This window comes from Bradyrhizobium sp. 190 (assembly GCF_023073415.1).
Lineage (GTDB): Bacteria > Pseudomonadota > Alphaproteobacteria > Rhizobiales > Xanthobacteraceae > Bradyrhizobium.
On sequence record NZ_JADPJL010000034.1, the window covers coordinates 25015 to 50949 of the forward strand.

Here is a 25935-nt window from a genome sequence, read left to right on the forward strand (position 1 = left end):
GGGCGAAGGTTACGGTAAAGCCTCAATGATCAGCAGGAACTGCATCAAAGCACGGCAAGCGCCTTGTTCCTGAGATCGGTCACAAGCATCAATCCGGGCGCATGCGTAATCGCAAACGGCACCTTCGCGGCCTGGATGACCGATTGCGGGGTCACGCCGCACGCCCAGAACACCGGAATTTCATCCGCCTCGACCGGCACAGGATCGCCGTAGTCGGGTTTGGCGAGGTCAGCGATGCCGATCGACTCGGGAAGACCGATATGAACCGGCGCACCATGCACCGAGGGGAAACGCGAAGTGATCTGCACCGCGCGGATCGCATCCGCCGGCTTGAACGGCCGCATCGTCACCACCATGGGACCGGCAAAGGGCCCTGCGGGGCTGCAGGCGATGTTGGTGCGGAACATCGGCACGCGCACATCGCGCTCGATATGGCGGATCGGCAGACCTTCCTCCAGCAGCGCTTCTTCGAAGGAGAATGAGCAGCCGAGCACGAAGGCGACGAGATCGTCGCGCCAGTGCGCCATGATGTCGGTCGGCTCCTCCACGATTTCGCCGTCACGCCAGACGCGGTAGCGCGGCAGATCAGTGCGGATGTCGAGATCGATGCCGAGGGCGGGAATGCGGGGATCGCCGACATCGGACATGCCGATGATCGGGCACGGTTTGGGATTAAGCTGGCAGAAGCGGTGAAAAGCGCCCGCGAGTTTTTCCGGCAGGATTGCGAGATTACCCTGGACGAAGCCGTTGGCGACGCCCGCCGTGTGATGGGCCATGCCGGTCCGGCAGGCATGCCGGGCCGCGACGCTCGGCGATAAATCCGCCGTATCGTGACCGCGTGTTTCCGTCCTCGCCAAGCTGGTCATCGTTGTCCCCGCTTCCATTCTTGTCGACATCTACTCCGGCATAGGACTATGATAATGTCTAATCGTCTTTTTTAATCAAGTTCGATAAATCTGAGTTATCAATCTGCGGGCAGAGGGTGCATGACTGATTTCAAGGCAATTGAGACCTTCATGTGGGTGGTGACGCTGGGCAGCTTCCGCGGCGCTGCGCAGAAGCTCAACACCACCCAGCCCGCGATCTCGCAACGGATCGCCCAGCTCGAACGCGAGGTGGGCGTGAAACTCCTGCAGCGCGACCGCCGCATGGTGCTGCCGACGCCAAGCGGGCGCCAATTGATGGTCTATGCCGAGAAGCTGATCGGGCTGCGCTCGGAAATGCTGGCGGTGGTCGGCGATCGTTCGGCGATGCGCGGCGTGCTGCGGCTCGGCGTCGCCGAAACCATCGTTCACACCTGGCTGCCGCAGCTCATCAAGAGCGTCAATCACGCCTATCCGAACCTCTCGCTCGAGATCGAGGTCGACATCACCTCGAACCTGCGCAACCGGCTCCTCGCACAGGAAATCGAACTCGCTTTCGTGCTCGGGCCGCTGACGGCTCCGATGGTCAACAACCGGCCGCTATGCGACTATTCCGTGGGCTTTCTGGCGAGCCCGTCGCTCGGCCTCGGCAAGCAGGCGCTGACCCTGCATGATCTGGCGAAATTTCCGATCATCACTTTTTCGCGCCGGACCCAGCCCTATGAGATCGTGCGCGCCCTGTTCAACCGCCCCGACCTGCCGCCGATACGCCTGCATGCCAGCGCCTCGCTCGCAACCGTCATCCACATGGCGATCGAAGGTCTCGGTATCGCCCTGATACCTACCGCGATTGTCGAGAGCGACTTGGCAGACGGGCGGTTGCAATTATTGTCGACCAATCTGCAGTTAGCCCCGCTGACATTTTCGGCAAGCTGGCTCGCCTCCCCCGACACGGTAGCGGTGGAGCGCGTCGTCGAACTCGCCGCCAGCCTTGCGCGCGGCGGCGTCATTGTTGACGCGCCGCGCGAGGCGCGTCATTGAAAAAGCGTGCCTCGCGTATCGTCTGAACTTCGGAACGGCCAATGACAAAAATCGCCTCCAACCTGCAAATCGATTCCGCCCGGCTGTGGGACACCATTCACGAAACCGCCAAATTCGGCGCCACGCCGAAAGGCGGTGTGCGGCGGCTGACGCTCGGCCCCGAGGACAAGCAGGTGCGCGACTGGTTCCGCGAGCGGTGCGAGGCCGCAGGGCTGGACGTGCATGTCGATGCGCTGGGTTCGATGTTCGGGCTGCGCAAGGGCCGCGACATGTCGAAAGCGCCGATCGGCCTCGGCTCCCACCTCGATACGCAACCGACCGGCGGCAAATATGACGGCGTGCTCGGCACGCTGGCGGCGCTGGAGGTGGTGCGTACGCTCAACGATGCCGGGATCGAAACCGAGACGCCGATCTGCATCTGCAACTGGACCAACGAGGAAGGCTCGCGATTTGCGCCGGCGATGATGGCGTCGGCGGCTTACGTCGGCGACTTCACCACCGACGACATTTTGTCGCGTAAGGATGCCGAAGGCGTCACCGTGGCGCAGGCACTCGACAGCATCGGTTACCGCGGCGCGACCCCGGTGGGGACGCAGAAATTCTCGGGCTTCGTCGAACTGCACATCGAACAGGGGCCGATTCTCGAGGCGGAAAACAAGACTATCGGCGTGGTCGATTCCGGCCAGGGCGTGCTCTGGTATGACGGCAAGATCACCGGTTTCGAAAGCCATGCCGGCTCGACGCCGATGCCGCTGCGGCGCGACGCGCTGGCGACGCTGTCGGAAATCGTGCTGGCGATGGAAGCGATCGCGAAGAAGCACGGCCCCAAAGCCGTCGGCACCGTCGGCGAGGCGGTGATTGCCAACCCCTCGCGCAACGTCATTCCCGGCGAGATCGCCTTCACCGTCGACTGCCGCAGCGCGGATGCCGCCATCATGGATGCGCTGGATAAGGATTTGCGCAGCGCGATTGCCGAGATCGCGGCGCGGCGCAAGGTCGACGTCCAGTTCGACCTGATCTGGCGCAAGCCGCCGACGCACTTCGATCCCAAACTGGTGGACGCTGTCGAGAATGCCGCGAAGATGCTTGGGCTTTCGCATCGCCGCATCACCTCCGGCGCCGGCCACGATGCCTGCAACCTCAACACCGTGATGCCGGCGGCGATGGTGTTCGTGCCCTGCAAGGACGGCATCAGCCACAACGAACTCGAGGACGCCACGCAAGCCGATTGCGCGGCGGGCGCCAATGTGCTGATGCATACCGTGCTGGCACTGGCCGGCGTCGCATCCTGATAAATCGAACTTGATAAACAGAACTTGATAAACAGAACTTGGGGAAATGCCATGCGTGGAGTTTTCGTCGACGCCAATGAATCGCTGGCCGTGATCTTCGAGCGTCTGGAGAAGCCGGGCGATCCCGAGGTGCGGATCAACCGGGACCCGGACATCAGCCCGGAGCAATATCCCGAAATTCTCGACGGCGCCGAAATCGCCATTGTCGATCACACCGCGCTGCCGACCGACATCGCCAAGAAGTGCGCCGGGCTCAGGCACGTCGTGTTTCTCGGCACCGGCGCGCGCAGCTACATGAACCCGGACGAACTCGCCGAGACCGGCATCCACGTGCACCTGATCAAGGGCTATGGCGATACGGCTGTCGCAGAATGCGCCATTGCGCTGATGTGGGAGGGCGCGCGCGGCCTTGCCAAGATGGACCGCGGGATACGCGCCGGTAACTGGCTGCGCGACGACGGCATGCAGCTGACCGGAAAGACGCTCGGCCTGATCGGCTTCGGTGGCATCGCCGCAGAAGTCGCACGCATCGCGATCGGCTCCGGCATGCGCGTCATCGCCTGGAACCGTTCGCCGAAGAAACATCCGAAGGTCGAGTTCGTCGATCTCGATGAATTGCTGACCGAGAGCGACGTCGTTTCGATCCATCTGCTATTGAACGACGAGACGCGCGGCCTGATCTCGCGCGCCTGCATCGAGGCGATGAAGCCCGGCGTCATCCTCGTCAACACCGCGCGCGGCGCCATCGTTGACGAGGAAGCCATGATCGATGCGTTGAAGTCGGGCCAGATCCGCCATGCCGGCCTCGACGTCTTCAACATCGAGCCGCTGCCGGCGGATCATCCGCTGACCAAACTTTCCAACGTGACGCTGTCGGCGCATTCCGCCTTCCGCACGCCGGAAGCCAGCGAGAATCTGATGCGCGCGGCCTGGGAGCATTGCCGAAGGATCGTGAAGGGGAAGTGAAATCGTAGGGTGGGCAAAGGCGCGCAAGCGCCGTGCCCACCATCAACACTCCGCTCGATATGGTGGGCAGGCTGACGCTTTCTCCGCGGATGGAGACCCCTCATCCGCCTACGCTTCGCTTCGACACCTTCTCCCACAAGGGGAGAAGGAAGAAATCAATCCACCATGTCAGCTACAGCCTTGCCGCAGGCGGTCGTATCGGCGTTGCCACCGAGATCCCGCGTCCGCAGCGTGCGTTCGCCGAGCGTGCGCTCGATCGCGCCGACGATCGACTGAGCCGCTTCCTTCTCGCCGAGGTGCTCCAGCATCATCGCGCCGGACCAGATCATGCCGATCGGGTTGGCGATGCCCTGGCCTGCGATATCGGGCGCCGAGCCGTGCACCGGCTCGAACACCGACGGGAAATTGCCTTCCGGATTGATGTTGCCCGACGGCGCGATGCCGATGGTGCCGGTGCAGGCGGGACCGAGATCGGAGAGGATGTCGCCGAACAGATTGGAGCCGACCACGACGTCGAACCAATCCGGATGCAGCACGAAATTCGCGGTGAGGATGTCGATGTGGTACTTGTCCCACTTCACCTTGGGATAGTTCTTCGCCATCGCTTCCACGCGCTCGTCCCAATAGGGCATCGTGATCGAGATACCGTTGGACTTGGTCGCCGAGGTCAGATGCTTCTTCGGGCGTGACTGCGCGAGATCAAAAGCAAATTTCAGAATGCGGTCGACGCCAACACGCGTCATCACGGTCTGTTGCGTCACGAATTCACGGTCGGTGTCCGGGAACATGCGGCCGCCGACGGAGGAATATTCGCCTTCCGTATTCTCGCGCACCACCCAGAAATCGATATCGCCGGGCTTGCGGTTGGCAAGCGGCGACGGCACGCCGGGCATCAGCCGCACCGGGCGCAGATTGACGTATTGATCGAACTCGCGCCGGAATTTTATGAGCGAGCCCCACAGGGAAATGTGATCCGGAATTTTGGCGGGCCAGCCGACCGCGCCGAAATAGATCGCGTCGTGCTTGCCGATCTTCGCCTTCCAGTCCTCCGGCATCATCTCGCCGTGTTTTTCGTAGTAGTCCCAGGATGCGAAGTCGAAATGATCGAAATGAACCGACACACCGTGCTTTTTCGCCGCCGCCTCCAGCACGCGCAGGCCCTCCGGAACCACTTCCTTGCCGATGCCGTCACCGGGAATGACCGCGATCCGATACTGCTTTTTGGCGCTGCTCATCGAGAGTTTCCTTGGCTGTTTGTCAGGCGGCTAATGCCGGTTATTTGATTGCCTTGCAATGGACCAAACCTGCCACCTGCGCAACGCTGCACTGCAATGTTGACCGCCATGGCGCCGCAAGCCTAACAATTTACGGCCCCTACTGCCTCCCTCACCCAAGCGAGAAATTCCATGGACCTGCACCTGCGCGGCAAGCGCGTCCTGATTACCGGCGCCTCCAAGGGCATTGGCGCGGCCGCGGCCGAAGCCTTTGCCGAGGAAGGCTGCGACGTCATGCTGGCGGCTCGCAGCGGCGAGCAGTTGAAAGCGCTGACCGAGCGGCTGCGCTCGGCGCACCAGATCGGCGCGACCGCCCATGTTGTGGACCTGCGCAAGGGCGAGGACATCGCAAGGCTCGCCAAGGAAGCTGCCGATATCGACATCCTCGTCAACAATGCGGGCGACATTCCCGGCGGCTCGATCGACAAGATCGACGAGGCGACCTGGCGTCACGCCTGGGAGCTGAAGGTGTTCGGCTACATCAACCTCACCCGCGCGATCTACGCCCACATGAAGGCGCGCGGCGGCGGTGTCATCGTCAACGACATCGGTGCTGCCGGTGAAAAGTTCGACGCCAATTACATCTGCGGCAGCGCGGGCAACGCCGCGCTGATGGCGTTTACGCGCGCGCTCGGCGGCAAGAGCCTCGCCGACAATATTCGCGTGGTCGGCATCAATCCCGGCCCCGTCGGCACCGACCGCCACGTCACGCTGCTGAAGACGCGGGCGAAGAACCAGTTCGGCGACGAGAACCGCTACAAGGAATTCCAGAAAGGCATGCCGCTCGGCCGTCCAGCGCATGCGCGCGAAATCGGTGACCTCATGGCGTTCCTGGCGTCTGATCGGTCGGGGTACACGTCGGGGGTGATCTTTACCGTGGACGGCGGGTATACGGCTGGGTGGGGTTAGGCTGCTTGCAGCAGCACCCACAGACCTCGTCCTGAAAAATCCACCGACCTCATCCTGAGGAGCATCGCGACGCGATGCGTCTCGAAGGATGGGCCACGGGCTCTCATGGTTCGAGACGGCGCTTCGCGCCTCCTCACCATGAGGATTGGACAGGTAGCCCGTCCGCAATGACGGCGACGACTAACCCGTCGTCCGCTCAAACAACTGCCGGATCAGCGTCGTGATCCTCCCCTTCGGCGACATCATCTCGTACATGATGGTGAAATGGTTCGCATCGGGAATTTCCTCATACGTTACTGGCAATCCATATCGCGCTCGGTGGCCGGCGAAATCGGCGGTCTGCTTGCGCAACAGCGGCAGTTCGGCGCTGCCGACAACCAGCGACAGCGGTTTTGACGGACCGCCTTCCTGCATCATCGGCGAGTTGCGGCGGGAGGTTGCTTCATCTGCCTGCAGTTTATCGTTGAGATAGGAATGGCGGATCGGCTCGAGATCGTAGATGCCTGAGATCGCCATCCCCGCTCTCACCCTCGGATGCGACAGCGCCATCGAGGTCAGGTGCCCGCCGGCGGACCAGCCTGATACCACGATGCCGCCGGCAGCGGCGCCAAGCGCGGGCAGTTGTCCGGTGAGGTAATCGATCCCGGCGTGGATTTCGGCGACGATTTCGTCCAGCGTGGCCTCCGGCGCCAGCGTGTAGCCGATCAGTGCCACGTTGATGCCATGCGCCATCGGACCTTCGGCCATAACGGCAAAAACCTCCTTCGCCCGCGCCTGCCAGTAGCCGCCGTGGATGAACAGCAGCGTCGGCGCGGCATCAGCAGCTTTCAAAAAATCAATCCGGTTGCGCTCGCGCGGGCCATACCGCAGGTCGAGATGCCCGGGATGACGCTTGCGCATCCCGGCGGAGCGCTGCTCCCAGCCGGCGACCATCTCGATGCTGCCTGGCACGGCGACGCCGTTATTGAGGCCGAGGTCGCGCTCCTGCTGGCTCATCGCACGCCAGTCCAGCGCAGAAAACAGTGTCGTCATGCAATATCTCCGGTCGGCCACGCACGTCCGTGCGTTTCCACTTTGCCGGAAAATGTTCTACAGCACCATCTGCGACGAACAAACGGAAACGCGCGGGAGATAGCGAAGTGGCTGATCAAGAGTTGGTGCGAGAGACGGCGTGTGCCATTGTCGGCAAGCTGAAATCGGGTGAAGTCACCCCGCTCGACCTGCTCGACGTACTGGAAAAACGCATCGCCGAGGTCGACGGCCAAGTCAACGCGCTGCCGACGCTGTGCTTCGACCGCGCCCGAAAGCACGCCACCGTGCTGATGAAGAAGCCGGCCAGCGAGCGCGGGCTGCTCGCGGGGCTGCCGATCCCGATCAAGGACCTCACCAATGTCGCCGGCGTCCTGACCACGCAGGGTTCGCCGATCTACAAGGATAATATCCCGGCGAAGTCGGATATCCTGGTCGAGCATCTCGAAAACAATGGCGGAGTAATCTACGCCAAGTCGAACACGCCGGAATTCGGCGCCGGCGCCAACACCTTCAACGAAGTGTTCGGCCCGACGCGCAATCCCTGGGATACGTCCCGCTCCGCCGCCGGCTCGTCGGGTGGCGCGGCGGTGGCGCTCGCGACCGGCACGGCATGGCTGGCGCATGGCTCCGACATGGGCGGTAGCTTACGCAACCCCGCGAGCTTCTGCGGCATCGTCGGATTGCGCCCCAGCATCGGCCGCGTCGCGCATACGGTGGCCGCGGCGGTCGATCGCAATCTCGGCGTCCAGGGTCCGATGGCGCGCAACGTGGAGGACCTGGCGCTGCTGCTCGATGCCATGAGCGGCGAGCATCCAGCCGATCCGCTGTCGCTGCCCGTGCTGCCGAATTCGTTTCTTTCCGCCGCGCGTTCCGGCAGCAAGCCGAAGCGCATCGCCTATTCGCCCGACCTCGGCATCACGCCGGTCGATCCTGAAGTCGCGGCCATCACCCGCAAGGCCGCGCAGCGCTTTGCGGAAGCTGGCGTCATCGTCGAGGAAGCCCATCCCGACCTGCGCGAGGCCCATGAATGTTTCCACGTGCTCCGCGCATTCGACTTCGCGCTGTCAAAGGCAGCGCTGCTGCGCTCAAAGCGCGACCTGCTCAAGCCCGAGGTGATCTGGAACATCGAGGAAGGCCTCAAGCTGACGGTTGAGCAGCTCGAACGTGCCGAAGCCCAACGCGTCACCATGACCGCGCGCACGCTGGAATTTTTCGACAAATACGATCTATTGCTCGCGCCCGCCACGATCGTACCGCCCTTCCCGGTCGAGAACCGCTACGTCGCCGAATGCGCCGGCAAGAAGTTCGACAACTACGTCGAATGGCTCGGCATCGTCTACGCGATCACGCTGGTGTGTTGTCCCGCGCTGTCGTTGCCGTGCGGATTTACCGCATCGGGCCTGCCGGTCGGACTGCAGGTGGTGGCGCCGCCACGCGGCGAGGCGCAGTTGCTTGCGGGGGCCAAGTTGCTGGAGGATATTCTGGGCCTGCGCGGCACGACACCGATCGATCCAAGAGCGCCGAAATAGATGTGAGCTCCTCAAGATGAGGGGTAAGAGCTTTCGTCGCTGGCGGTTCATGTCTGTGTCGCTATACTGCTGGCAACAAGGTCGCGATCGACATGACCAATGACCACGAGCCGCCGCCCGAGAGCAAGCTGACGCGCAGCAAGGAACGCTGGGCGCGCGAGGGGAAATTTCTCACGGGAAAAGTCTCGCGACCCGACGAGGCGCGGCTGCCGCCTGGACAACACCTGACGAAGGATTGGCCGACCCTCGATCTCGGACTGACGCCAAACGTTTCGCGCGAACGCTGGCGGCTCGATGTTTATGGCGCGGTCGAAAATCCCATCTTCTGGGACTTTTCGCAGTTTTCCACGCAGCCGCAGAGCAAGTTCGTTTCAGACATTCACTGCGTCACGACCTGGTCGCGCTACGACAATCAGTGGGAGGGGCTCTCGACCCGTGATCTCCTCGATGCCTGCCGGCCGCGCGACGAGGCGCGGTTCGTGGTGCTGCATTCCCATGACGGCTATACCACCAACCTGGCGCTGGAGGATTTCGCCGCCGAGGATGCCATTCTCGTCCATAGCTGGTCGGGTGCGCCGCTCGAACAGGAACACGGCGGCCCGGTGCGGCTGGTGGTGCCGCATCTCTACTTCTGGAAAAGCGCGAAGTGGCTGCAGAGCATCGAATTTCTTGCAGAGGATGCGCCGGGCTATTGGGAAGTGCGCGGTTATCACAACCGAGGCGACCCGTGGGCTGAGCAGAGATATTCGGGAGACTAAAGCCGCAAACTGACTAGGGAGAACGCCCGTGCCGAGCGAACGCTTTCAATTCACCGGTGAAGGTGGCCATCAGCTTGCAGCCGCGCTGGATACGCCGGATGGACCCGTGCAGGCCTACGCACTATTTGCGCATTGCTTTACCTGCGGCAAGGACGTGTTGGCCGCGAAACGCATTGCAACCGCGCTGGCCACCAAAGGGATTGCGGTTTTGCGGTTCGATTTCACCGGCCTCGGCTCCAGCGAGGGCGAATTTGCAAACTCCACCTTCTCCTCCAATGTGGCCGATCTCGTCCGCGCTGCAGCACATCTGCGTGAAACCCGCGGAGCCCCCACTCTCCTCATCGGGCACAGCCTTGGCGGCGCGGCGATCCTTGCCGCCGCCGGGCAGATCCCGGAAGCGAAGGCGGTCGTCACGATCGCTGCGCCCTCCGATCCCGTCCATGTCACCCATCTGTTCAGGGATCAGCTCGAGGACATCCGCAAGCACGGCAAGGTGAAGGTCCAACTCGCCGGGCGGCCGTTTCACATCAAGCGCGAATTTCTCGACGACATAGCCGAACACAGCCTGATGTCGCACGTCGCAAAGCTGCACAAGGCGCTGCTGATCATGCATGCGCCGACCGACGACACGGTCGGGATCGACAATGCCACGAACATTTTCGTCGCGGCCAAGCATCCCAAGAGCTTCGTGTCACTGGCAGGCTCGGATCATCTGCTGTCCGGCAAGCGCGACGCTGCCTATGTCGCCGGCGTCATCGCCGCCTGGGCCGAACGCTATATCGAGCCGGTCGCAGCGCAGTCCGCCGCTGCCGCGAGCGAGGCGCCGCGCAACGTCGTGGTGCGCGAAACCCGCAACAGCAAGTTCCAGCAGATCGTCACCTCAGGTCCGCATGAAATGGTGGCGGATGAACCCTTGGCCGTCGGCGGCCAGGATAGCGGACCCGGGCCGTATGATTTCCTGCTTGCAGGCCTTGGCGCCTGCACGTCGATGACGATGCGGATGTATGCCGACCGCAAATCGCTGCCGCTCGATCGCGTCACCGTGACGCTGAAGCACAGCAAGATACACGCAACAGACTGCGAGGAATGCGAAACTCGGGAGGGCATGCTGGATCAGATCGACCGCGTGATCTCAATCGAAGGCACACTTGATGCCGATCAACGCAAGCGCTTGATGGAGATTGCCGACAAGTGTCCGGTGCACCGGACGCTCACCTCGGAAATCCGTATCGTGACGAAGGCGGCGGATTAAGCCGCCGCCAGCGGGCGGACGCGGAGTGCGCCGCGCAGGCCGGCCGCGGTGCCGACCAAAATACCGGCGAATGCGATCAGCGACGCCAGCGCCAGCGTGGAAAATCCCGTCAGGCCCTGCCCGATCGAACAGCCGAACGCCATCACGCCGCCGGCGCCCATCAGCGCCGCGCCGCCACCCGAGCGCAGCATGTGACGCGGCGATTGAAAGCCCTCGAGGTGGAAGCGTCCGGTCAGGAGCGCAGTGGCAAGGCTGCCGGCGAACACGCCGAACACGGTGACGATGCCGAAATTCAGCGTCGATCCCGTCGACAGCATGACATATTGAAGGGCATCCGCGATCGGCGCGATGAAGGTGAGCGAGGTGACCGGTGTGGGATTAAAATCGTCGGCGCCGAGATAGCCGGTAGCAAACCAGCCGGCCGCGACCAGCAGGCCGACCGCGAGACCCGCGGCGATCTGGCCCGGCGAGCGCCGGAACGTAGGATGCGCAAAGGCGAAGATGATCAGCGCAGCCGAAATGATCGAGGCTGCCAGCATGCGCGCGGCCGTTGCGCTCAAGCCCGCGGCCGCAAACAGCGCCGGCACCGAGTTTGCCGTGGCCGTGGTTTGCGATGCACCGACCATCGCGATACGCGTTGGTGCGATCAGGCCCTTCAGAGTCATCTGGGCAAAGATCGCGAGGACGACGACCACCACGAAAGAACGGAGGTTGCCGCGCCCGAGCAGCACCAGGGCGCGTGAACCGCAGCCATTCGACAGCACCATGCCGTAGCCGAACAAGAGGCCACCAAAGAACATCACCGGCGCGGAGAAGGATGGCTGCAGATAGATCGATTTGCCGATATCGGCGAGACCTGCCGCCGCCAGCAATTGCGTCGCTGCGACGGCCACGCCGATCGCCAGCGCGTAGGTGCGAACCAGCCGGCCATCGCCTTCCGTCCAAAAGCCCCGCAGGCTGCTGAGCAGGCAAAACCCGCTCAACAGCCCGACCGATCCATAGACGAGACCGATCAGCAGTCCGCTGATGATGACGATATTGCCACTGTCCAGCACCGGCTTTTCCCAGTTTTCCGCGCGGCCGCCCGGCCGTCATCGCTTAAATAGGAAGCAATTTCCGTGCTGCTATTACGTTGGAAGCATGGGGCCGTCCACGGCCAGCCAATGCAGAGAATTAATCCCTCGTCCGACCCGCCGATTGCAGAACAAAATCGTTGTCTCTGATGAAAATGGGAGAGATTTGTTTTCTGCGTAAAGTTGGAAGACCGCGCGTGAAAGCCTATGCCCAGGGACGCAGGATGACGCGATCGCGCGACGAGCCGGCCACGGCGATAAAGGCAGCCTTGGCCTGTTCCAGCGGATAGATCGCATTCGGCTTGATCGGAAACGGCTTGAGATGTCCGCCGGCGAAGCCCGGGCCTAGTTCCCGCAGCACCGCACCGGTCGCGACCGACGACAGGCCGAGCGTATCGATGCCCACGTAAGTGTGCTGGCCGCGATAGAATTCCAGGATATTGAACTGCACGATGCGATCGACCGCAGCGATCAGGATCTGCCGCCCGCGCAACGCCAGCGATTGATGCGCCGCCTGGAAATAGGGATCGCCGACGGTATTGAACACGATGTCGGCGCCCTTGCCGCCGGTGAGTTCGCGCACCCGCGCCGCGACATCGGTCGCGGAGGCGTCGATGACCTCGACTTGCGAATTGGAATGGCCTTCATAGGGCTCGCTCTTGCGGACGACGCCGATCACCCGCGCGCCGTACCAAGTCGCGATCTGCGTCGCCGCCTGCCCGACCTTGCCGTTGACGCCCATCACCAGCACGGTCTCGCCGCCCTTGGGAATTCCGGCGCGGCGCAGGCCTTCCATCGCGGTGACGAAGGGCACGCCGATGCCGGCGGCCTCCTCCCAGGAAATGCTACCCGGCTTCTCAACTACCGCGTCCGCCTCGACCACTAGATGCGTGGCATGCGTGCCATCGCGGCGGATGCCGAGATCGCCGGACGAGCCGAACACCTCGCGCCCGATCCAGCCTTGTGGACCGTCGATCACGGCGCCCGCATAGTCGCGGCCCGGTGTGCGCGGGAATACGGCATAAGGCATCAACCCGGTCGCGGCCTTCACGTCGGATGGATTGACGGCCGCGGCCTTGAGTTCGATCAGCAGATCGTTTTCGCGGCGCGACAGCGCGTGCGTCTCGATGACTGGCGAGATCGACGCGGCATCGACGGCCTTTGCCGGCAGGCGCACGCAGCGGGCCTGGACTGATTGTTTATCTGACTTGGGAGCCGGCTTCACGACATCTCCGGTTGGCTCGAACCCATTCTGCGGCAAGCGGCCGCTTGGCCATGAGTAGCGGACCGGTGGTTTAGTGCAAGAGGCTAGTCAAATGGTGTCGCTTTCGAAGGATGCCGCGACCTGCGCGCAGAAAGCTCTTTCAAAGCCGTGAAGTCGCCTCGAATGAAAGCCTCCTTCTTTGCCCGGCTCCATTTCTTCAGCTTGCGTTCGTTCTCTATGGCGTCGGTGATGCGATCGAACCATTGCGAGAACACCAGCGTTACCGGCCGTCGGGTCGCGGTGTAGCCGCCGAGCGTTCCGGCGTTGTGCTGAGCAATTCTTATTTCCAATGTCGTTCGTGTGGTCCCTATGTAGAAGCTACCGTCAGCACATCGAAGGATGTAGAGAAAGGCACCTTCCGCCATTTTTATCCCCGCATACTCAACTCTCACTCCTCATCCTGAGGAGCGGCATCTTAGCCGCGTCTCGAAGGATGTAGGCCCGTCTGTGGCTACATGGTTCGAGACGGCGCTACCGCGCCTCCTCACCATGAGGATCGATGGTTACCCTTTCGGCCGCTTGTCGTAAACCCGCTTGGCCTTGCCGAGCGAACGTTCCAGCGTGTTCGGCGCTATAGCCTTGATGCGCGCGGTGATGCCGATGGTGTTCTTGATGAAGACCGCGACTTTCTCGGCATGCGCGGGCAACCCGCTGCCGTCCCAGCTTTCGGGCCGGGCTTCGGCGAGCACGGTCATCTCGTCCATCCGCCCCTCGCGCGTCAGCTCTATGATGAAATGGCCGCCGCACCAATCGGTGGCCAGCAGCGCTTCCTCGATCTGGGTCGGGAATACGTTGACGCCGCGCAGGATGATCATGTCGTCCGATCGCCCCGTCACCTTCTCCATGCGCCGCATGCCCGGCCGCGCGGTGCCCGGCAGCAGCCGTGTCAGGTCACGCGTGCGGTAGCGGATGATCGGAAAGCCTTCCTTGGTCAGCGAGGTGAAGACCAGTTCGCCCTTTTCGCCGTGGGGCAGCACCGCACCGGTCTCGGGATCGATCACCTCGGGGTAGAAATGATCCTCCCAGATATGGAGGCCATCCTTGGTCTCCACGCATTCCTGCGCTACGCCGGGGCCGATCACTTCCGACAGGCCGTAAATGTCGGTGGCCTCCATATCAAACGTCTGCTCGATCTCGGCGCGCATCGCGTTGGTCCAGGGTTCGGCGCCGAAGATGCCGAACTTCAGCGACGATTTGCGCGGGTCGAGGCCCTGCTTCTTGAACTCATCGGAGATCGCCAGCATGTAGCTCGGCGTCACCGTGATGATGTCGGGCTTGAAGTCGTTGATCAGTTGCACCTGCCGCTCGGTCATGCCGCCGGAGACCGGCACCACCGTACAGCCGAGCTTTTCCGCGCCATAATGCGCGCCGAGGCCGCCGGTGAACAGGCCGTAGCCATAGGCATTGTGCATCAGCATGCCGGTGCGCCCGCCCGCGGCGCGGATCGAGCGCGCCATCACCTCCGACCAGATGTCGATATCGCCCTGCGTGTAGCCGACCACGATCGGCTTGCCTGTCGTGCCCGAGGACGCATGGACGCGGACCAGCTTTTCGCGCGGTACCGCGAACATGCCAAAGGGGTAATTGTCGCGGAGATCGGTCTTCACCGTGAACGGGAATTTGGCGAGATCGGAGAGCTGCCTGAAATCGGACGGATGCACGCTGGCTGCATCGAACGTCTTCCTGTAATGCGCGACATTGTCGTAGGCGTGCTTGAGCGACCAGGCGAGACGCTTGGTCTGCAGCGCCATGATTTCGTCGCGCGAGGCGCGCTCGGCCTCGTCCAATTCAGCGCTGTAACCGCCTCCGCTGGATTTCAATCTTGCCATGGCCATGGCGTTTCCCTTCTCGCTATCTTTGTGTGGCCCCGTTGTCCGCAACCGGCAGCCACGTTCCGGCGATGGTGCGGGAATGGCCGCGGAATTCGGCGATCACGACATCGCCAGCGGTGACGCGGACGTCGTAAATCCCGGACCGTCCATTGCGCGAAACTTCCCGCGCCGTCGCGATCAGCACATCGCCGAGCTTGCCCGGCCGGATGAAGGTGATGTCGCATTGCGCGGCAACCGCACGCTCGTTGCGGGAGTTGCAGGCAAAGGCGAAGGTGGAATCGGCCAGCAGGAAGATGAAGCCGCCATGGGCGATGCGCTGGCCGTTGACCATGTGCGGCGCCACCGTCATCGTCAGCGTCGCAAAGCCGGGCTTCACCTCGACAATTTTCATGCCGAGGCCCTTGCTGGCGTCGTCTTCGTTCCACATCGCATCCGCGCAGGCGCGGGCGATCTCGTCGGGCGAAAGCGCGACGTTCATAGCGGGTTGCCCGCTCGGCAAGACGGATACACGACGTTTCTCTCCCTGTATCTCACGGGCCTGCTTGATCAGGCCTCTTTACGTAGTCAGTGTTGGGACGAAGCACCTGAGGTGTCAACGATCCCGCGATTCTCTAAACGTGGTCGTAGTCCACCACCACCTTGTTCGAACATGGCCGCGCCTGGCAGGTCAGGATGAACCCCGCGTTCAGCTCCCACGGCTCCAGCGAATAATTCACTTCCATCTGCGCATCACCCTCGACCAGCTTGGCGCGGCAGGTCGAGCACATGCCGCCCTTGCAGGCGAACGGCAGATCCATACCCGCGCGCAGCGCCGCATCGAGGATCGATTCTTCCTCGGCGACCGGCACCTCGCGGCGCTTGCCGTCGATAATCAGCGAGGCCATCGCCTTGGGCGGCGCGGACGCTGCGATAACTTTCTTCGGGCGCGGCTTGCCACCGAACTCCGAGACAAAACGCTCGACATGAATGCGCTCCTCGGCAATGCCGATCTCGCGACAGGTCGCCTCGATGTCCTCGCTCATGCCCATCGGGCCACAAATGAAGACGTGATCGACGCTCGCGGCGGGGACCAGCGAGCGCAGCAGCACGCGCACTTTTTCGCCGTCGAGACGGCCGTGCAGGATCGGAATGTCCTGCTCTTCGCCTGAGATGACATGGAACAGCGAAAGCCGCTGCATGAAGCGATCCTTCAATTCCTCCAGCTCTTCGAGGAACAGCATGCCTGCTGTCGCGCGGTTGCCGTAAAACAGGAAGAAGCGGCTGTTCGGCTCGCGCGCCAGCACGCCCTTGACGATCGACAGGATCGGCGTGATGCCGCTTCCCGCGGCAAAGCCGACATAGATACGCGCCTCGTCAGGCGCATGGGTGATGCCGAAGCGCCCGGTCGGTGTCATCACGTCGAGCTCGTCGCCGGCCTTCAATTCGTCCGCGGCCCAGTTCGAGAACGCGCCGCCATCCACCTTCTTCACCGCAATGCGCAGTTCGCCGTCGTCGGGGCCGGAACAGATCGAATAGGAACGACGCACTTCCTCGCCGTCCATTGTCGTGCGCAAGGTGAGGTATTGCCCCGGCATGAAGCTGTAGTCGCTTTCCAGCTCCTTCGGGATGGCAAAAGTCATCGACACCGCATCCACAGCCTCTCGGCGGAGGTCGTTGACGGCAAGACGGTGAAAGCGCGGCGCTACGGACATGGTCAATGACACTTGAAATAGTCGAAGGGTTCGCGGCAGCTCTTGCACCGCCACAGCGCTTTGCAGGAGGTCGATCCGAACTCGGACAGCAGCTCGGTATTCTGCGAGCCGCATTGCGGACAGGCCACGTGCTGTTCACCGAACAGCGCGCGGCGCGAATTTGAGGCCTGCGGCGGCGCGATTCCGTATTCACGAAGCTTGTTACGGCCGTCCTCGCTCATCCAGTCGGTGGTCCAGGCCGGCGACAGCACGGTGCGAACCGTCGGCCGGCCGATGCCGGCGCGCTCCAGCGCTAGCTCGATCTCGAGCGCGATCATGTTCATCGCGGGACAACCCGAATAGGTCGGCGTGATCGCGACCTCGACGCGGCCGTCATGGATCTGGACATCGCGGAGCACGCCGAGGTCGGCAATGGTGAGCACAGGTATCTCGGGATCGACCACTTGCGACGCCGCCTCCCAGGCGCGCCGGCGCAGATCGCTGTCGCTGAGGACGGCCGTTACCATGTCGCCCCCGGAAATGTTCGAGGCATCGATTGCAATTCGCTGAGGAGATGGCCGAGATGCTCGCTGTGCCGGCCACTGCGGCCCCCCTGCTGCATCCAGTCATTCTTCGGCAAGGCGAGCGTCGCCTCACCGACGACGCCGGTGATCGTTTTCAGCCATTGCGATCGCAGCGGTGCAGGATCGATGCCGATGCCGGCATCGATCAGGCCGCGCTCGCTGTCATCGACGGAAAACATCTCGCCCGTGAAGGCCCAGAGTTCGTCGATCGCCGATTGCACGCGGCGGTGGCTTTCCTCGGTGCCGTCGCCGAGACGGACGATCCATTCCGAGGAATGCCTCACGTGATAGGCGCTTTCCTTTTCCGACTTAGCCGCAATCGCTGCCAGCGTCGCATCGCTGGAGCGCATCATCGCGCGCCAGTAGAGATCCGCGAAGGTCGCATAGAAGAACTGCCGCACCATGGTGCGCGCGAAATCTCCGTTCGGCTGTTCCAGCAGCAGCAGATTGCGGTATTGCCTGACGTCGCGCAGATAGGCGAACTTGTCCTCGTCGTTGCCCCTGCCCTCGACCTTGGCCGCATAGGCATAGAGCTCGCGCGCCTGGCCGAGCAGGTCGAGACCCATGTTCGCGAGCGCCATGTCCTCTTCCAGCATCGGCGCGTGGCCGCACCATTCCGACAGCCGATGCCCCAGGATCAGCGCATCGTCGGCACGGCGCAGGGTGTAGAGCACCAGCGGCGTTTCGGAGACGGTGATATTGGCGACGGTCATGCTTCCTGCCTCTTCACATTCCGACCTCATCCTGAGGAGCGCCGAAGGCGCGTCTCGAAGGATGGCCACGAGTCCCGTTGCCGCCATCCTTCGAGACGCTTGCTTCGCAAGCTCCTCAGGATGAGGACTTCACATATGCCCCACTTCATCCGGCACGTCGTAAAACGTCGGGTGCCGGTAGATCTTGGATTCCGCCGGCTCAAACATCATGCCCTTCTCGGACGGATCGGACGCGGTGATCGCGCTCGACGGCACCACCCAGATCGAGAGGCCCTCACCGCGGCGGGTATAGATGTCGCGCGCAGCCTGCAGCGCCAGCGTGGCGTCGGTGGCGTGCAGCGAGCCGACATGCTTGTGCGCCAGCCCGTTGCGGCTGCGAATGAAGACTTCCCAGAGCGGAATGTTCGGCGTTGCCATCTAGAAGGTCTCCCTACTCTGCGGCCTGCAGGGTGGCGCGCTGCCGGCGCTTCTCGGCATAGGCCATCGCCGCCTCGCGCACCCAGGCGCCGTCGTCATGCGCCTTGCGTCGCGCGGCGAGACGGTCGCGGTTGCAAGGGCCATTGCCTGATAGCACCTGCTTGAATTCTTCCCAGTCGATCGCGCTGTATTCCCAGTTGCCCGCCTCGTTTTGTTTCATGCCGGGATCGGGAATCGAAAGTCCCAGGAACTGCGCCTGCGGTACGGTGGCGTCGACGAATTTCTGTCGCAGCTCGTCGTTTGAAAAACGCTTGATCTTCCATTTGGTCGAGGTGTCGCTGTGCTGGCTGGCCTGGTCGGGCGGACCGAACATCATCAGCACCGGCCACCACCAGCGGTTCAGCGCATCCTGCGCCATTGCTTTCTGTTCGTCGGTGCCGCGGCACAGCATCAGCATGATCTCAAAGCCCTGGCGCTGATGAAAGGATTCCTCCTTGCAGACGCGAATCATCGCGCGCGCGTAAGGACCATAGGAACAGCGGCACAGCGGGATCTGGTTCATGATCGCCGCGCCGTCGACCAGCCAGCCGATCGTGCCGATGTCGGCCCAGGTCAGCGTCGGATAGTTGAAGATCGAGGAATACTTTGCTTTCCCCGCCAGCATCAGGTCGACCAGTTCCTCGCGCGAGGTGCCGAGCGTCTCGGCGGCGGCGTAGAGATAGAGCCCGTGGCCGCACTCGTCCTGCACCTTGGCGAGCAATGCGGCCTTCCGGCGCAGCGACGGCGCGCGGGTGATCCAGTTGCCCTCGGGCAGCATGCCGACGATTTCGGAGTGCGCGTGCTGGGAGATCTGCCGCGTCAGCGTCTTGCGGTAGGCTGCCGGCATCCAGTCGTTGGGCTCGATGCGTTCGTCAGCGTCGATGCGCGCCTGAAACTGCGCGGCCCGCGCGGCGTCCTCAACGTTGCGGTCTTCGCCCTCGGACGAATTGAGCGCCTGCGTGTACATGGCGGACCTCCCTGATGTCGTTGGGAGGAAATATATAACATAAATGTAGATATGCAATACATTTTTGTAACATATTTACGGATCGCCAAATCGCCTGGCGAGTTCCGCACCGGGCTTCGGCAGCGGCCCGGTCTCGTTGGTCGCATGATGGTCAAGCCATTGTTCGGACGCGGGAAGTAGCGCGCGATAGATTTCCCCGCACAGCGATCGAGCCGCCCTGCCCGGCCAGTCCGCCGGCAGCAGCGCCGTCGGCAACAGCGGGTCGCGCAGCACAACACGGCGGTAATGGTGGATTAAAAGGATCCGCGCGGTGAAGGCATCCGCCTCTGCGAGCCGTTCGCCGCTGACGATCCAGCCGTGCAGCGGCTCGAAGGTTTTCATGAACTTCTGATAGGCGTCGGCAGTGCGATGCAGCGGCCAGCTTTCACTGAGCAGGCGCCGTCCGCTGTCGTCTTCGGCCGAGACTTCGAGACGAATAGCGCCGGCGGCTTCCTCCGGCACGGGTACGCCCGACGGCGCGACCCACACGCCCGGCAGCGGACTGCCGAAGCCCACATTCTTCAGCGCCTCGCGCGCGGCGTCGCGGTCTTCGCCATTGCCGATCAGCAGCAATTCGAACCGGCCGGTCCAGTCGGAGGCTGGCGGGCCGTAGATGTGTTTCGTTGCGATATCAAAAGTTTGCCGCCCGCTCTGCACCAGGCGATAGAAGCTGTTGCGGCCGACTTTATTGCGTTCGAACCAGCCGTCCGCGGTGAGCCGCGACATCGCGGTGCGCACCACGCTGGCGTCGATGTCGAGCTGTTCGAAGAACTCCAGCAGCGTGCCGAGCCAGACCGAGCCGCCGCGCGGCACGATGGCATCGCCGAATACGGTGATGACGATCGAACCGGTGCGCGACGGTTCGCGCTTCAGCTGCTGGACGATGCGGGCAAGCGGCGGCGGCATGCGTCAAGGCATAGCGCGTTTTTCGGGGGAGCGACAATCTCGGCAAGAGCCGCGCTTCATCCTTCGAGACGCGGCCAAGCGGCCGCTCCTCAGGATGAGGTCAAACCTTGGGAGGTCCTCATGGTGAGGAGCGCGGCAAAGCCGCGCGTCTCGAACCATGGCCCGGAATGAGGTCTACCGATGCGGGTTCGGATAAACCAGGCTGCGCCAGCCGCTTCGATCGAACGGCGACCATTCGCCTTCCGCCTGCGCCAGGCGATCGGCGACGGCGTAGACGACGGCTGGGTGATGGCCCATGCCGCAATGGCTGCTCTCGACCTCGATGCTCTCGGAAGACGCTGACGTCTTCTCCATGCAGCCCTGCCAGGCGCAGATGCCATCGGTGCGGCTGAAGATCGCGGTCGTCGGCACCGGCGGCGTGCCGGACAGCGCTCCGCCGAAACGTGCATCCTCTTCGTCGGCACGGCGGCCGCTTGCCATCTCGTAGACGCGCCAGGCGTTGGTCGCCTTCGGCCCGGCGGCGAACGGGCTGCCGAGCGTGATCACCGAGCGCACGCGCTCCGGCATCATCTTGGCGAGTTGGCGTGCGTAGAGACCGCCGAGGCTCCAGCCAACGAGGGAGACCTTTCGGCCATGCGTGTCGCTCAACTCGTGCACGAGATCGACCATCGCGTTCTGCACGCCGTGGCGCAGCCCGAGATTGCGGCCCTGACGCCAGCCGGAGACGGCGTAGCCGCGGCTCTTCAGGAAGCTGCGCAGCGGACGCGTGGAAGTGTCTGATGCAACAAGCCCGGGCAATACCAGCACCGGATGACCATCGCCTCGCGGCGCGAGGCTGAGCAGCGGCAACGCACCGAGAAAAGCGCCCAGTTCGGAAATGGCTCGCCCCTCCAGAAACATCAGCGTTCTGGACGGCGGCGAAAGCGTCTGTGTAGCAACGGACATTATGTCTCCTCTCGGGCGGGCCCCTTACGTCTCGGCAGCCACGCCACTGGTTCAGTTAGACGCAACGCAGTAGAATCGTTCGCAACGCAACATTGTTCCATAAAAAGCTAAGGAACCGGTTTTGCCGTTGCAAGCGGGGCAGATCACAGTCGGAACAACTAAAAGCGTTGACGTGATTAATTAGTCACAGCAGCCGCAGCAGGTATTCGAGCGTGTAAAGGGCAAGCCCCGCAAGCCCACCGATCAGCGAGCCGTTGAAGCGGATGTATTGCAGGTCGCGGCCGATGTTGATTTCGATCAGCGAGATCAACTGCCCCATGTCCCAGGATTTGACCTGGTCGGAGATGAAGCCCGAGACCCCGCTCTTCTGCTCGGCGACGACGGTCCGCATCACCGCAACGAGCCCCTGATTGATTTCAGCACGGAGTTCGGGGTCGCCTGCCAGCGCCTCGCCTGCCGTCACGAACATGCGCACCAGGTACTGCTCCAGCACCTGCGTCTCGCCCGAGGCGCTGCGCTCGAAGAACGAGCGCGCGTTGGCCCAGATGTGGCGCGCAAGGCCGGACAGCTCGGGGCGCGCCAGCAGATCGCGCTTCAGGCCTTGGATGCGCTCGGCATACGCCGGATCGGTGCCAAGCCGGTCGACGAAGGTTAGCACCATGCGGTCGAACTCGCCGCGAAACGGATGCGCGGGATCGCTACGGACTTCCTCGAAGAATGCGCTTGCCGAGGCGACGATCTTGTTCACCAGAAATTTGTCGGCACGATAGAGTTTGAGCAGCGTCGGCAATTCGGCGCGGATCTTTTCGCGGATCATCGCCATGGTCTCGGCCTGCGTCATGGTCTGATGCACTCCGCGCAGGAGATCATCGAGCAGGCCCTGATGCCGGCCCTCCTTCACGAAGGCGCGCAACGTTCCGGCGGCAAGCGGGGCGAGATCGATCGCCATCAGTTGCGCGGTGATGCGGCGGCTGACGAAGGTCATCAGGCCGGAGTTCTCGGTCGCCGCCACCGCCTCGGGCAACAGCCGCAGCGCAAAGCGCGCGAGATCCTCGCTGCGCTTTCGGTCGCGCAGCCAGTCGGCGATGAACGAGCCGAAATCGATCTGCCGCAGCTTGGCTTCGACCGGGGCAGATTCGAGGAAATGCACCTCGATGAATTCGCCGAGCTTGTCGGCGATGCGGTGCTGGTTGCTCTGGATGATTGCGGTGTGCGGGATCGGCAAGCCCAACGGCCTTTTGAACAAGGCGACCACGGCGTACCAGTCGGCGAGACCGCCGATGGTGGCGGCTTCCGCGAAGGCTGCGATAAAGCCGAAGGCGGGATGCAGGGGCAGCAGCGCCCTCGCTGCCAAGAAAATTACGAAGGTCGCCGCCAGCACTGACGTTGCCAATAACTTCACGCGGCGCAGCTCGGCGGCGCGTGCGGCGTCGGCGGGGGTATCGATGAAGGTGGCGGGAAGGGTCATGACGGCTTTCGAATGGTGAATTCGAATTCTAACGCCTCGCGCTCGACGTGTCCCGGACGCGGTGCAGCCTAGGCGATGCGAAGCGTCGTCCGGCTTCGCGCTGCTCCGCAGAGCCGGGACCCACGCAACACGATGGACCCCGGATCAGCAGCGCACCACGCCGCCATAGCGCGTCGAAGACGCGCGTGAACGCGCTTTTGGCGCTGCGCAGCAGCCGGGGCACGCAAGCGGCAGACAAAAAGAAGGCCCGCCTAAGCGGGCCTTCGAAAATGCAGTTGTCAGGCGGATCGCGATCAGGCGGTCTTGGAGTAGACCTTGGCGAAGTTGTCCTGTGCGTTCTTGGCACCCTCGGTGACGAGCTTGCCGAGATACTCGGTGGTGGCCTTCGCCCGCGAGACGAGCACTTCGCCGCGCGCACGGACCATGTCCGACTGGATCTGGGCGGCTTCGCTCAGCGACTTGGCCGAAGCCAGCTTGTCGATGCCGACGAAGAACGCTTCCGCGTCCTGATAGAACGCCTGCTGGATGTTGCGGCTGATCTTGGCGGCCTCGGAAACCGAACCGGCAACGGCGGTCTCGATGGCAGCGGTGACCTTCTCGGAACCGGCATGCATGTCGGCGGCGCGAACTTTGGCGGTCTCGGCCTGCTTCTTCACGAACTCACGGGCAGCTTCCGGAACTTCCAGGTTCTGAAGCTTGGTGAACGCCTCGGTGACGGGCGCGAAGGCTTCCTTGACGGTGTTCAGCACGGAATTGGTTTCGGTGGTCATTGGGGGTCTCTCCATCCTCAGGTTTGAGCTATGGGCTCACCCCGTCCGGATTGGCCCGGGGCACGAGTGTTGTGCCATAGTTAATGGTGCGGCGCAACATCAATGTTGCAGCGCGATATCACGAGTCCGTGATGAGCATGTTGGATGAGCGCTTTGCCCAGAGAACCGGCAAAAGTTCTACTTTAGTCCAATGTCGGAGCCGCCACGCTCTACTTTGCATGGGGTTGTTTTGCGAGTTTTTGTCCGGGCGGTGTACGGCCGGTCAGTGCTGGACCGCCCCCGGCAGCCCATAGGCTTCCATCTGTGCCCGTACCTGCGCCACATTATGCCCGAGCACGACGATGTCGTGCTTCTTGCCATCGACGTCCCGGACATGGTCGCGCAGCAGGGCCTCGGCCTTGAAGCCGAGGCTCTCGAACAGGGCAATCGCCGACTGCTGGTCGACCGTCATCTGCACCGACAACCTTTCAAGACCTGCGCCCAAGGCGATGGCGAAAGTCTCCTGCGACAGTGCCCGGCCGACGCCCTGCCCGCGCACGTCCAGCGACACCACCATCCGGATCTCGCCGACATGGGGCGACCAGGAATGCGGGTCGCGCACCAGCGTGCCGCAGCCGACCACCGTCCCGCCCTTGATCGCCACCAGGCTCACGATCGCGCCGCGCTCGATCTCGTTGATCCAGGCCGACAGCACTTTGGGCTGGCTGATGTTGCGCGGCAGGAACAGCAGATCATGCGTCGGAAGCTTTTGCGCAAATGCCAGCACCGCGGCCTCGTCGCTGCGCGACATCAGGCGAAATTCGATGTCGCCGGCGTCGGTCTTGACGTGGCGGGGATAGGAACGTGTTTCGCTCATGTTGATCTCTTACCTAGCCAGGAGTCCAGTTTCGGCCACAGCCGCTTGATCGCGTTGGCGCCGGCGACAACGCTGACGTGACCGCCCTTCAGCATCACCTCTTCCTTGTCCGTTGAGCCGACCTTGGCGATCAGATGTTTTGCCGCGTCATACGGCACGATGTGGTCGTGCTCGGCGACCGCATGCAGGATCGGCACCTTGATTTTGGAAATATCAGCCGCGCGTCCGCCGACCGACATGGTGTCGTTGTAAAGCTTGTTGTCCCACATCAGATCCTTGGTAATGGCGCGAAAGTACTCGCCGGCCAGCGGCAAGGTGTCCGTGCCCCAGCGATCCATCATCCGGTAGGCCTTGACGTATTCGTCGTTCCAGATGTTTTCCCACAATTGCACTTGGCTGACGGTGCGCGAGGCCGGCCGCAGCATTTCGAACGAGGACAGGATCATTTCCGGCGGCACATTGCCGACGCTGTCGACGAGGCGGTCGACATCGAAATAGCGCCGGTCGGAGAAATTCGAGAACAGCTTCATCTCGCGGAAATCGATCGGGGTGGTGAAGCAGATCAGGTTCTTCATCGGCCCGTCGTTGAAGATCGAGCCGTAGAGCAGCGACAGCACGCCGCCGAAGCAATAGCCGATCACGTTGACGTCGTGCTCGCCAGAATCCTGCTGCACGCGGCGGATGCAGTCCGGGATGAAGTCGAGGACGTAGTCCTCCATCCGCAGGGATTTTTCTTCCGGCTTCGGCGCGGTCCAGTCCAGCATGTAGACGTCATAGCCGCGCTTCAGGAGAAACTCGATAAAGCTCTGGCCCGGCACCAGGTCGAGGATATAGCCGCGGTTGGTGGTCGCCATCACGATCAGGATCGGAATGCGGTAGATTTCATCCGCGATCGGCCGATAGTGATAGAGGTTCATGGTGCCGCGGACGGCCAGGATGTCCTTTGGCGTCGAGCCGAGCGAAGGGCCGGACGAGGAAAAATATTCGACGCCCTTGATGCTGCGCTGGATCGCGCGCTGCACCTCGGACTGGACCCGCTCCGAGATGGAGACCAGATCGAGACCCGCGGGAGCGTTCATTTCTGCTCTCCCTCCGATGGCGGACGCTTGGTGCGCGGCGGCCGCGGCGTGCCAAGGCCGCTGTCCTGCGCCAGCGAGTTATGATGCACCTGATGCAGCATCGCCTTGATCTCGTTGAGCTGGCCCTCGATCGACTGCAGCCGTTCGGCCATGCCGACCATCTGCGCCCGGCTCGGCAGGTTCATCGCGAGCAGGTATTTCTCCATCAGCTCGCCAAGCTGCTTCTGCGCGCCGGCCGTCACGCCGCCGACCTGATTCATCGCCTTGGAGAATTCCGGCGAGGTCATCGCCTGGTTGGCGAAGGAGTTGAACCCCTTCTCCATCTCTCCAAGCATGGTCTGCCAGATCACGGCAGGATCGTTGCCTTTGTCGGCCATTGGCGCCCTCTCCCGAAAGG

The 25935-nt window shown here is 62.9% G+C and carries 27 protein-coding genes; 7 read left to right on the plus strand and 20 right to left on the minus strand.

Annotation, left to right across the window (positions count from 1 at the left end; all coding sequences use genetic code 11):
- Positions 1-44: 44 nt before the first annotated feature.
- The gene (locus IVB22_RS20215; RefSeq protein ID WP_247519040.1) at positions 45-866 is read right to left on the minus strand and encodes a putative hydro-lyase; all 822 of its coding nucleotides are present in this window, start codon (positions 864-866) and stop codon (positions 45-47) included.
- A 120-nt stretch (positions 867-986) separates the two neighbouring features.
- On the opposite strand from IVB22_RS20215, the gene IVB22_RS20220 reads away from it, so the two are divergent.
- Genes IVB22_RS20220 through IVB22_RS20230 form a run of 3 tightly spaced genes read left to right on the plus strand, consistent with a single transcriptional unit; the run spans position 987 to position 4162 of the window.
- The gene (locus IVB22_RS20220; protein ID WP_247519041.1) at positions 987-1904 is read left to right on the plus strand and encodes a LysR family transcriptional regulator; all 918 of its coding nucleotides are present in this window, start codon (positions 987-989) and stop codon (positions 1902-1904) included.
- Between the two features lie 41 nt (positions 1905-1945).
- A complete protein-coding gene (locus IVB22_RS20225; protein WP_247519042.1) occupies positions 1946-3196 on the plus strand; it encodes a Zn-dependent hydrolase in 1251 nt (416 codons plus the stop codon).
- Between the two features lie 51 nt (positions 3197-3247).
- A complete protein-coding gene (locus IVB22_RS20230) occupies positions 3248-4162 on the plus strand; it encodes an NAD(P)-dependent oxidoreductase (RefSeq protein ID WP_247519043.1) in 915 nt (304 codons plus the stop codon).
- 155 nt (positions 4163-4317) lie between these two features.
- Here IVB22_RS20230 and IVB22_RS20235 read toward each other — a convergent pair whose 3' ends face one another.
- Positions 4318-5397 carry a tartrate dehydrogenase gene (locus IVB22_RS20235; protein WP_247519044.1) on the minus strand — a complete coding sequence of 360 codons (1080 nt, stop codon included), beginning with the start codon at positions 5395-5397 and terminating at the stop codon, positions 4318-4320.
- A gap of 171 nt (positions 5398-5568) precedes the next feature.
- Between IVB22_RS20235 and IVB22_RS20240 the strand changes: the two genes are divergently transcribed.
- Complete coding sequence (locus IVB22_RS20240) at positions 5569-6345, plus strand: SDR family oxidoreductase (RefSeq protein ID WP_247519045.1); 777 nt, start codon at positions 5569-5571, stop codon at positions 6343-6345.
- Between the two features lie 180 nt (positions 6346-6525).
- Here the strand turns inward: IVB22_RS20240 and IVB22_RS20245 are convergent, their stop codons facing one another.
- Entirely contained in the window at positions 6526-7377 is an 852-nt protein-coding gene (locus IVB22_RS20245; RefSeq protein ID WP_247519046.1) for an alpha/beta hydrolase, read from the minus strand.
- Positions 7378-7484: 107 nt separating this feature from the next.
- On the opposite strand from IVB22_RS20245, the gene IVB22_RS20250 reads away from it, so the two are divergent.
- The 3 genes from IVB22_RS20250 (at position 7485) to IVB22_RS20260 (ending at position 10916) form a co-directional block, all read left to right on the plus strand.
- On the plus strand, positions 7485-8906 hold the full coding sequence (locus IVB22_RS20250) for an amidase (RefSeq protein ID WP_247519047.1): 1422 nt from the start codon (positions 7485-7487) through the stop codon (positions 8904-8906).
- Positions 8907-8998: 92 nt separating this feature from the next.
- Positions 8999-9664 (plus strand): sulfite oxidase-like oxidoreductase, encoded by a 666-nt coding sequence (locus IVB22_RS20255; RefSeq protein ID WP_247519048.1) that lies wholly within the window; start codon positions 8999-9001, stop codon positions 9662-9664.
- Positions 9665-9692: 28 nt separating this feature from the next.
- On the plus strand, positions 9693-10916 hold the full coding sequence (locus IVB22_RS20260) for a bifunctional alpha/beta hydrolase/OsmC family protein (RefSeq protein WP_247519049.1): 1224 nt from the start codon (positions 9693-9695) through the stop codon (positions 10914-10916).
- Here IVB22_RS20260 and IVB22_RS20265 read toward each other — a convergent pair.
- The 17 genes from IVB22_RS20265 to IVB22_RS20345 all read right to left on the minus strand — a co-directional run bounded on the left by IVB22_RS20265 (position 10913) and on the right by IVB22_RS20345 (position 25915).
- A complete protein-coding gene (locus IVB22_RS20265) occupies positions 10913-11968 on the minus strand; it encodes a YeeE/YedE family protein (protein ID WP_247519103.1) in 1056 nt (351 codons plus the stop codon). The genes IVB22_RS20260 and IVB22_RS20265 overlap by 4 nt on opposite strands.
- 226 nt (positions 11969-12194) lie before the next feature.
- Positions 12195-13214, minus strand: a complete 1020-nt coding sequence (locus IVB22_RS20270; protein ID WP_247519050.1) for a zinc-binding alcohol dehydrogenase family protein — start codon at positions 13212-13214, stop codon at positions 12195-12197.
- Between the two features lie 83 nt (positions 13215-13297).
- Positions 13298-13618, minus strand: coding sequence for a GIY-YIG nuclease family protein (locus tag IVB22_RS20275; protein ID WP_247519051.1), 321 nt, complete (start codon positions 13616-13618; stop codon positions 13298-13300).
- A gap of 138 nt (positions 13619-13756) precedes the next feature.
- Positions 13757-15088, minus strand: a complete 1332-nt coding sequence (gene paaK / locus IVB22_RS20280) for a phenylacetate--CoA ligase PaaK (protein ID WP_247519052.1) — start codon at positions 15086-15088, stop codon at positions 13757-13759.
- Positions 15089-15104: 16 nt separating this feature from the next.
- Positions 15105-15563: a hydroxyphenylacetyl-CoA thioesterase PaaI gene (paaI, locus tag IVB22_RS20285; RefSeq protein ID WP_247519053.1), complete on the minus strand. Its 459-nt coding sequence runs from the start codon at positions 15561-15563 to the stop codon at positions 15105-15107.
- A gap of 133 nt (positions 15564-15696) precedes the next feature.
- Positions 15697-16776, minus strand: coding sequence for a 1,2-phenylacetyl-CoA epoxidase subunit PaaE (gene paaE / locus IVB22_RS20290; RefSeq protein WP_247519054.1), 1080 nt, complete (start codon positions 16774-16776; stop codon positions 15697-15699).
- Between the two features lie 2 nt (positions 16777-16778).
- Positions 16779-17282 carry a 1,2-phenylacetyl-CoA epoxidase subunit PaaD gene (gene paaD, locus IVB22_RS20295; protein ID WP_247519055.1) on the minus strand — a complete coding sequence of 168 codons (504 nt, stop codon included), beginning with the start codon at positions 17280-17282 and terminating at the stop codon, positions 16779-16781.
- Positions 17276-18052 (minus strand): 1,2-phenylacetyl-CoA epoxidase subunit PaaC, encoded by a 777-nt coding sequence (paaC, locus tag IVB22_RS20300; RefSeq protein WP_247519056.1) that lies wholly within the window; start codon positions 18050-18052, stop codon positions 17276-17278. Before paaC ends, paaD begins: the two co-directional genes overlap by 7 nt.
- Positions 18053-18181: 129 nt before the next feature.
- The gene (gene paaB / locus IVB22_RS20305) at positions 18182-18469 is read right to left on the minus strand and encodes a 1,2-phenylacetyl-CoA epoxidase subunit PaaB (RefSeq protein WP_057844448.1); all 288 of its coding nucleotides are present in this window, start codon (positions 18467-18469) and stop codon (positions 18182-18184) included.
- Between the two features lie 13 nt (positions 18470-18482).
- Complete coding sequence (gene paaA / locus IVB22_RS20310) at positions 18483-19475, minus strand: 1,2-phenylacetyl-CoA epoxidase subunit PaaA (RefSeq protein WP_247519057.1); 993 nt, start codon at positions 19473-19475, stop codon at positions 18483-18485.
- Positions 19476-19550: 75 nt separating this feature from the next.
- Positions 19551-20420: a phenylacetic acid degradation operon negative regulatory protein PaaX gene (gene paaX / locus IVB22_RS20315; RefSeq protein WP_247519058.1), complete on the minus strand. Its 870-nt coding sequence runs from the start codon at positions 20418-20420 to the stop codon at positions 19551-19553.
- 174 nt (positions 20421-20594) lie between these two features.
- Positions 20595-21365 (minus strand): triacylglycerol lipase, encoded by a 771-nt coding sequence (locus IVB22_RS20320; RefSeq protein WP_247519059.1) that lies wholly within the window; start codon positions 21363-21365, stop codon positions 20595-20597.
- Between the two features lie 184 nt (positions 21366-21549).
- Positions 21550-22833: a DUF445 domain-containing protein gene (locus IVB22_RS20325; protein WP_247519060.1), complete on the minus strand. Its 1284-nt coding sequence runs from the start codon at positions 22831-22833 to the stop codon at positions 21550-21552.
- Between the two features lie 293 nt (positions 22834-23126).
- The gene (locus tag IVB22_RS20330) at positions 23127-23603 is read right to left on the minus strand and encodes a phasin (RefSeq protein WP_247519061.1); all 477 of its coding nucleotides are present in this window, start codon (positions 23601-23603) and stop codon (positions 23127-23129) included.
- Between the two features lie 262 nt (positions 23604-23865).
- Positions 23866-24459, minus strand: coding sequence for a GNAT family N-acetyltransferase (locus IVB22_RS20335; protein WP_247519062.1), 594 nt, complete (start codon positions 24457-24459; stop codon positions 23866-23868).
- Positions 24456-25538 (minus strand): alpha/beta fold hydrolase, encoded by a 1083-nt coding sequence (locus tag IVB22_RS20340; RefSeq protein WP_247519063.1) that lies wholly within the window; start codon positions 25536-25538, stop codon positions 24456-24458. Before IVB22_RS20340 ends, IVB22_RS20335 begins: the two co-directional genes overlap by 4 nt.
- Entirely contained in the window at positions 25535-25915 is a 381-nt protein-coding gene (locus tag IVB22_RS20345; RefSeq protein ID WP_247519064.1) for a hypothetical protein, read from the minus strand. Before IVB22_RS20345 ends, IVB22_RS20340 begins: the two co-directional genes overlap by 4 nt.
- Positions 25916-25935 lie beyond the last annotated feature (20 nt).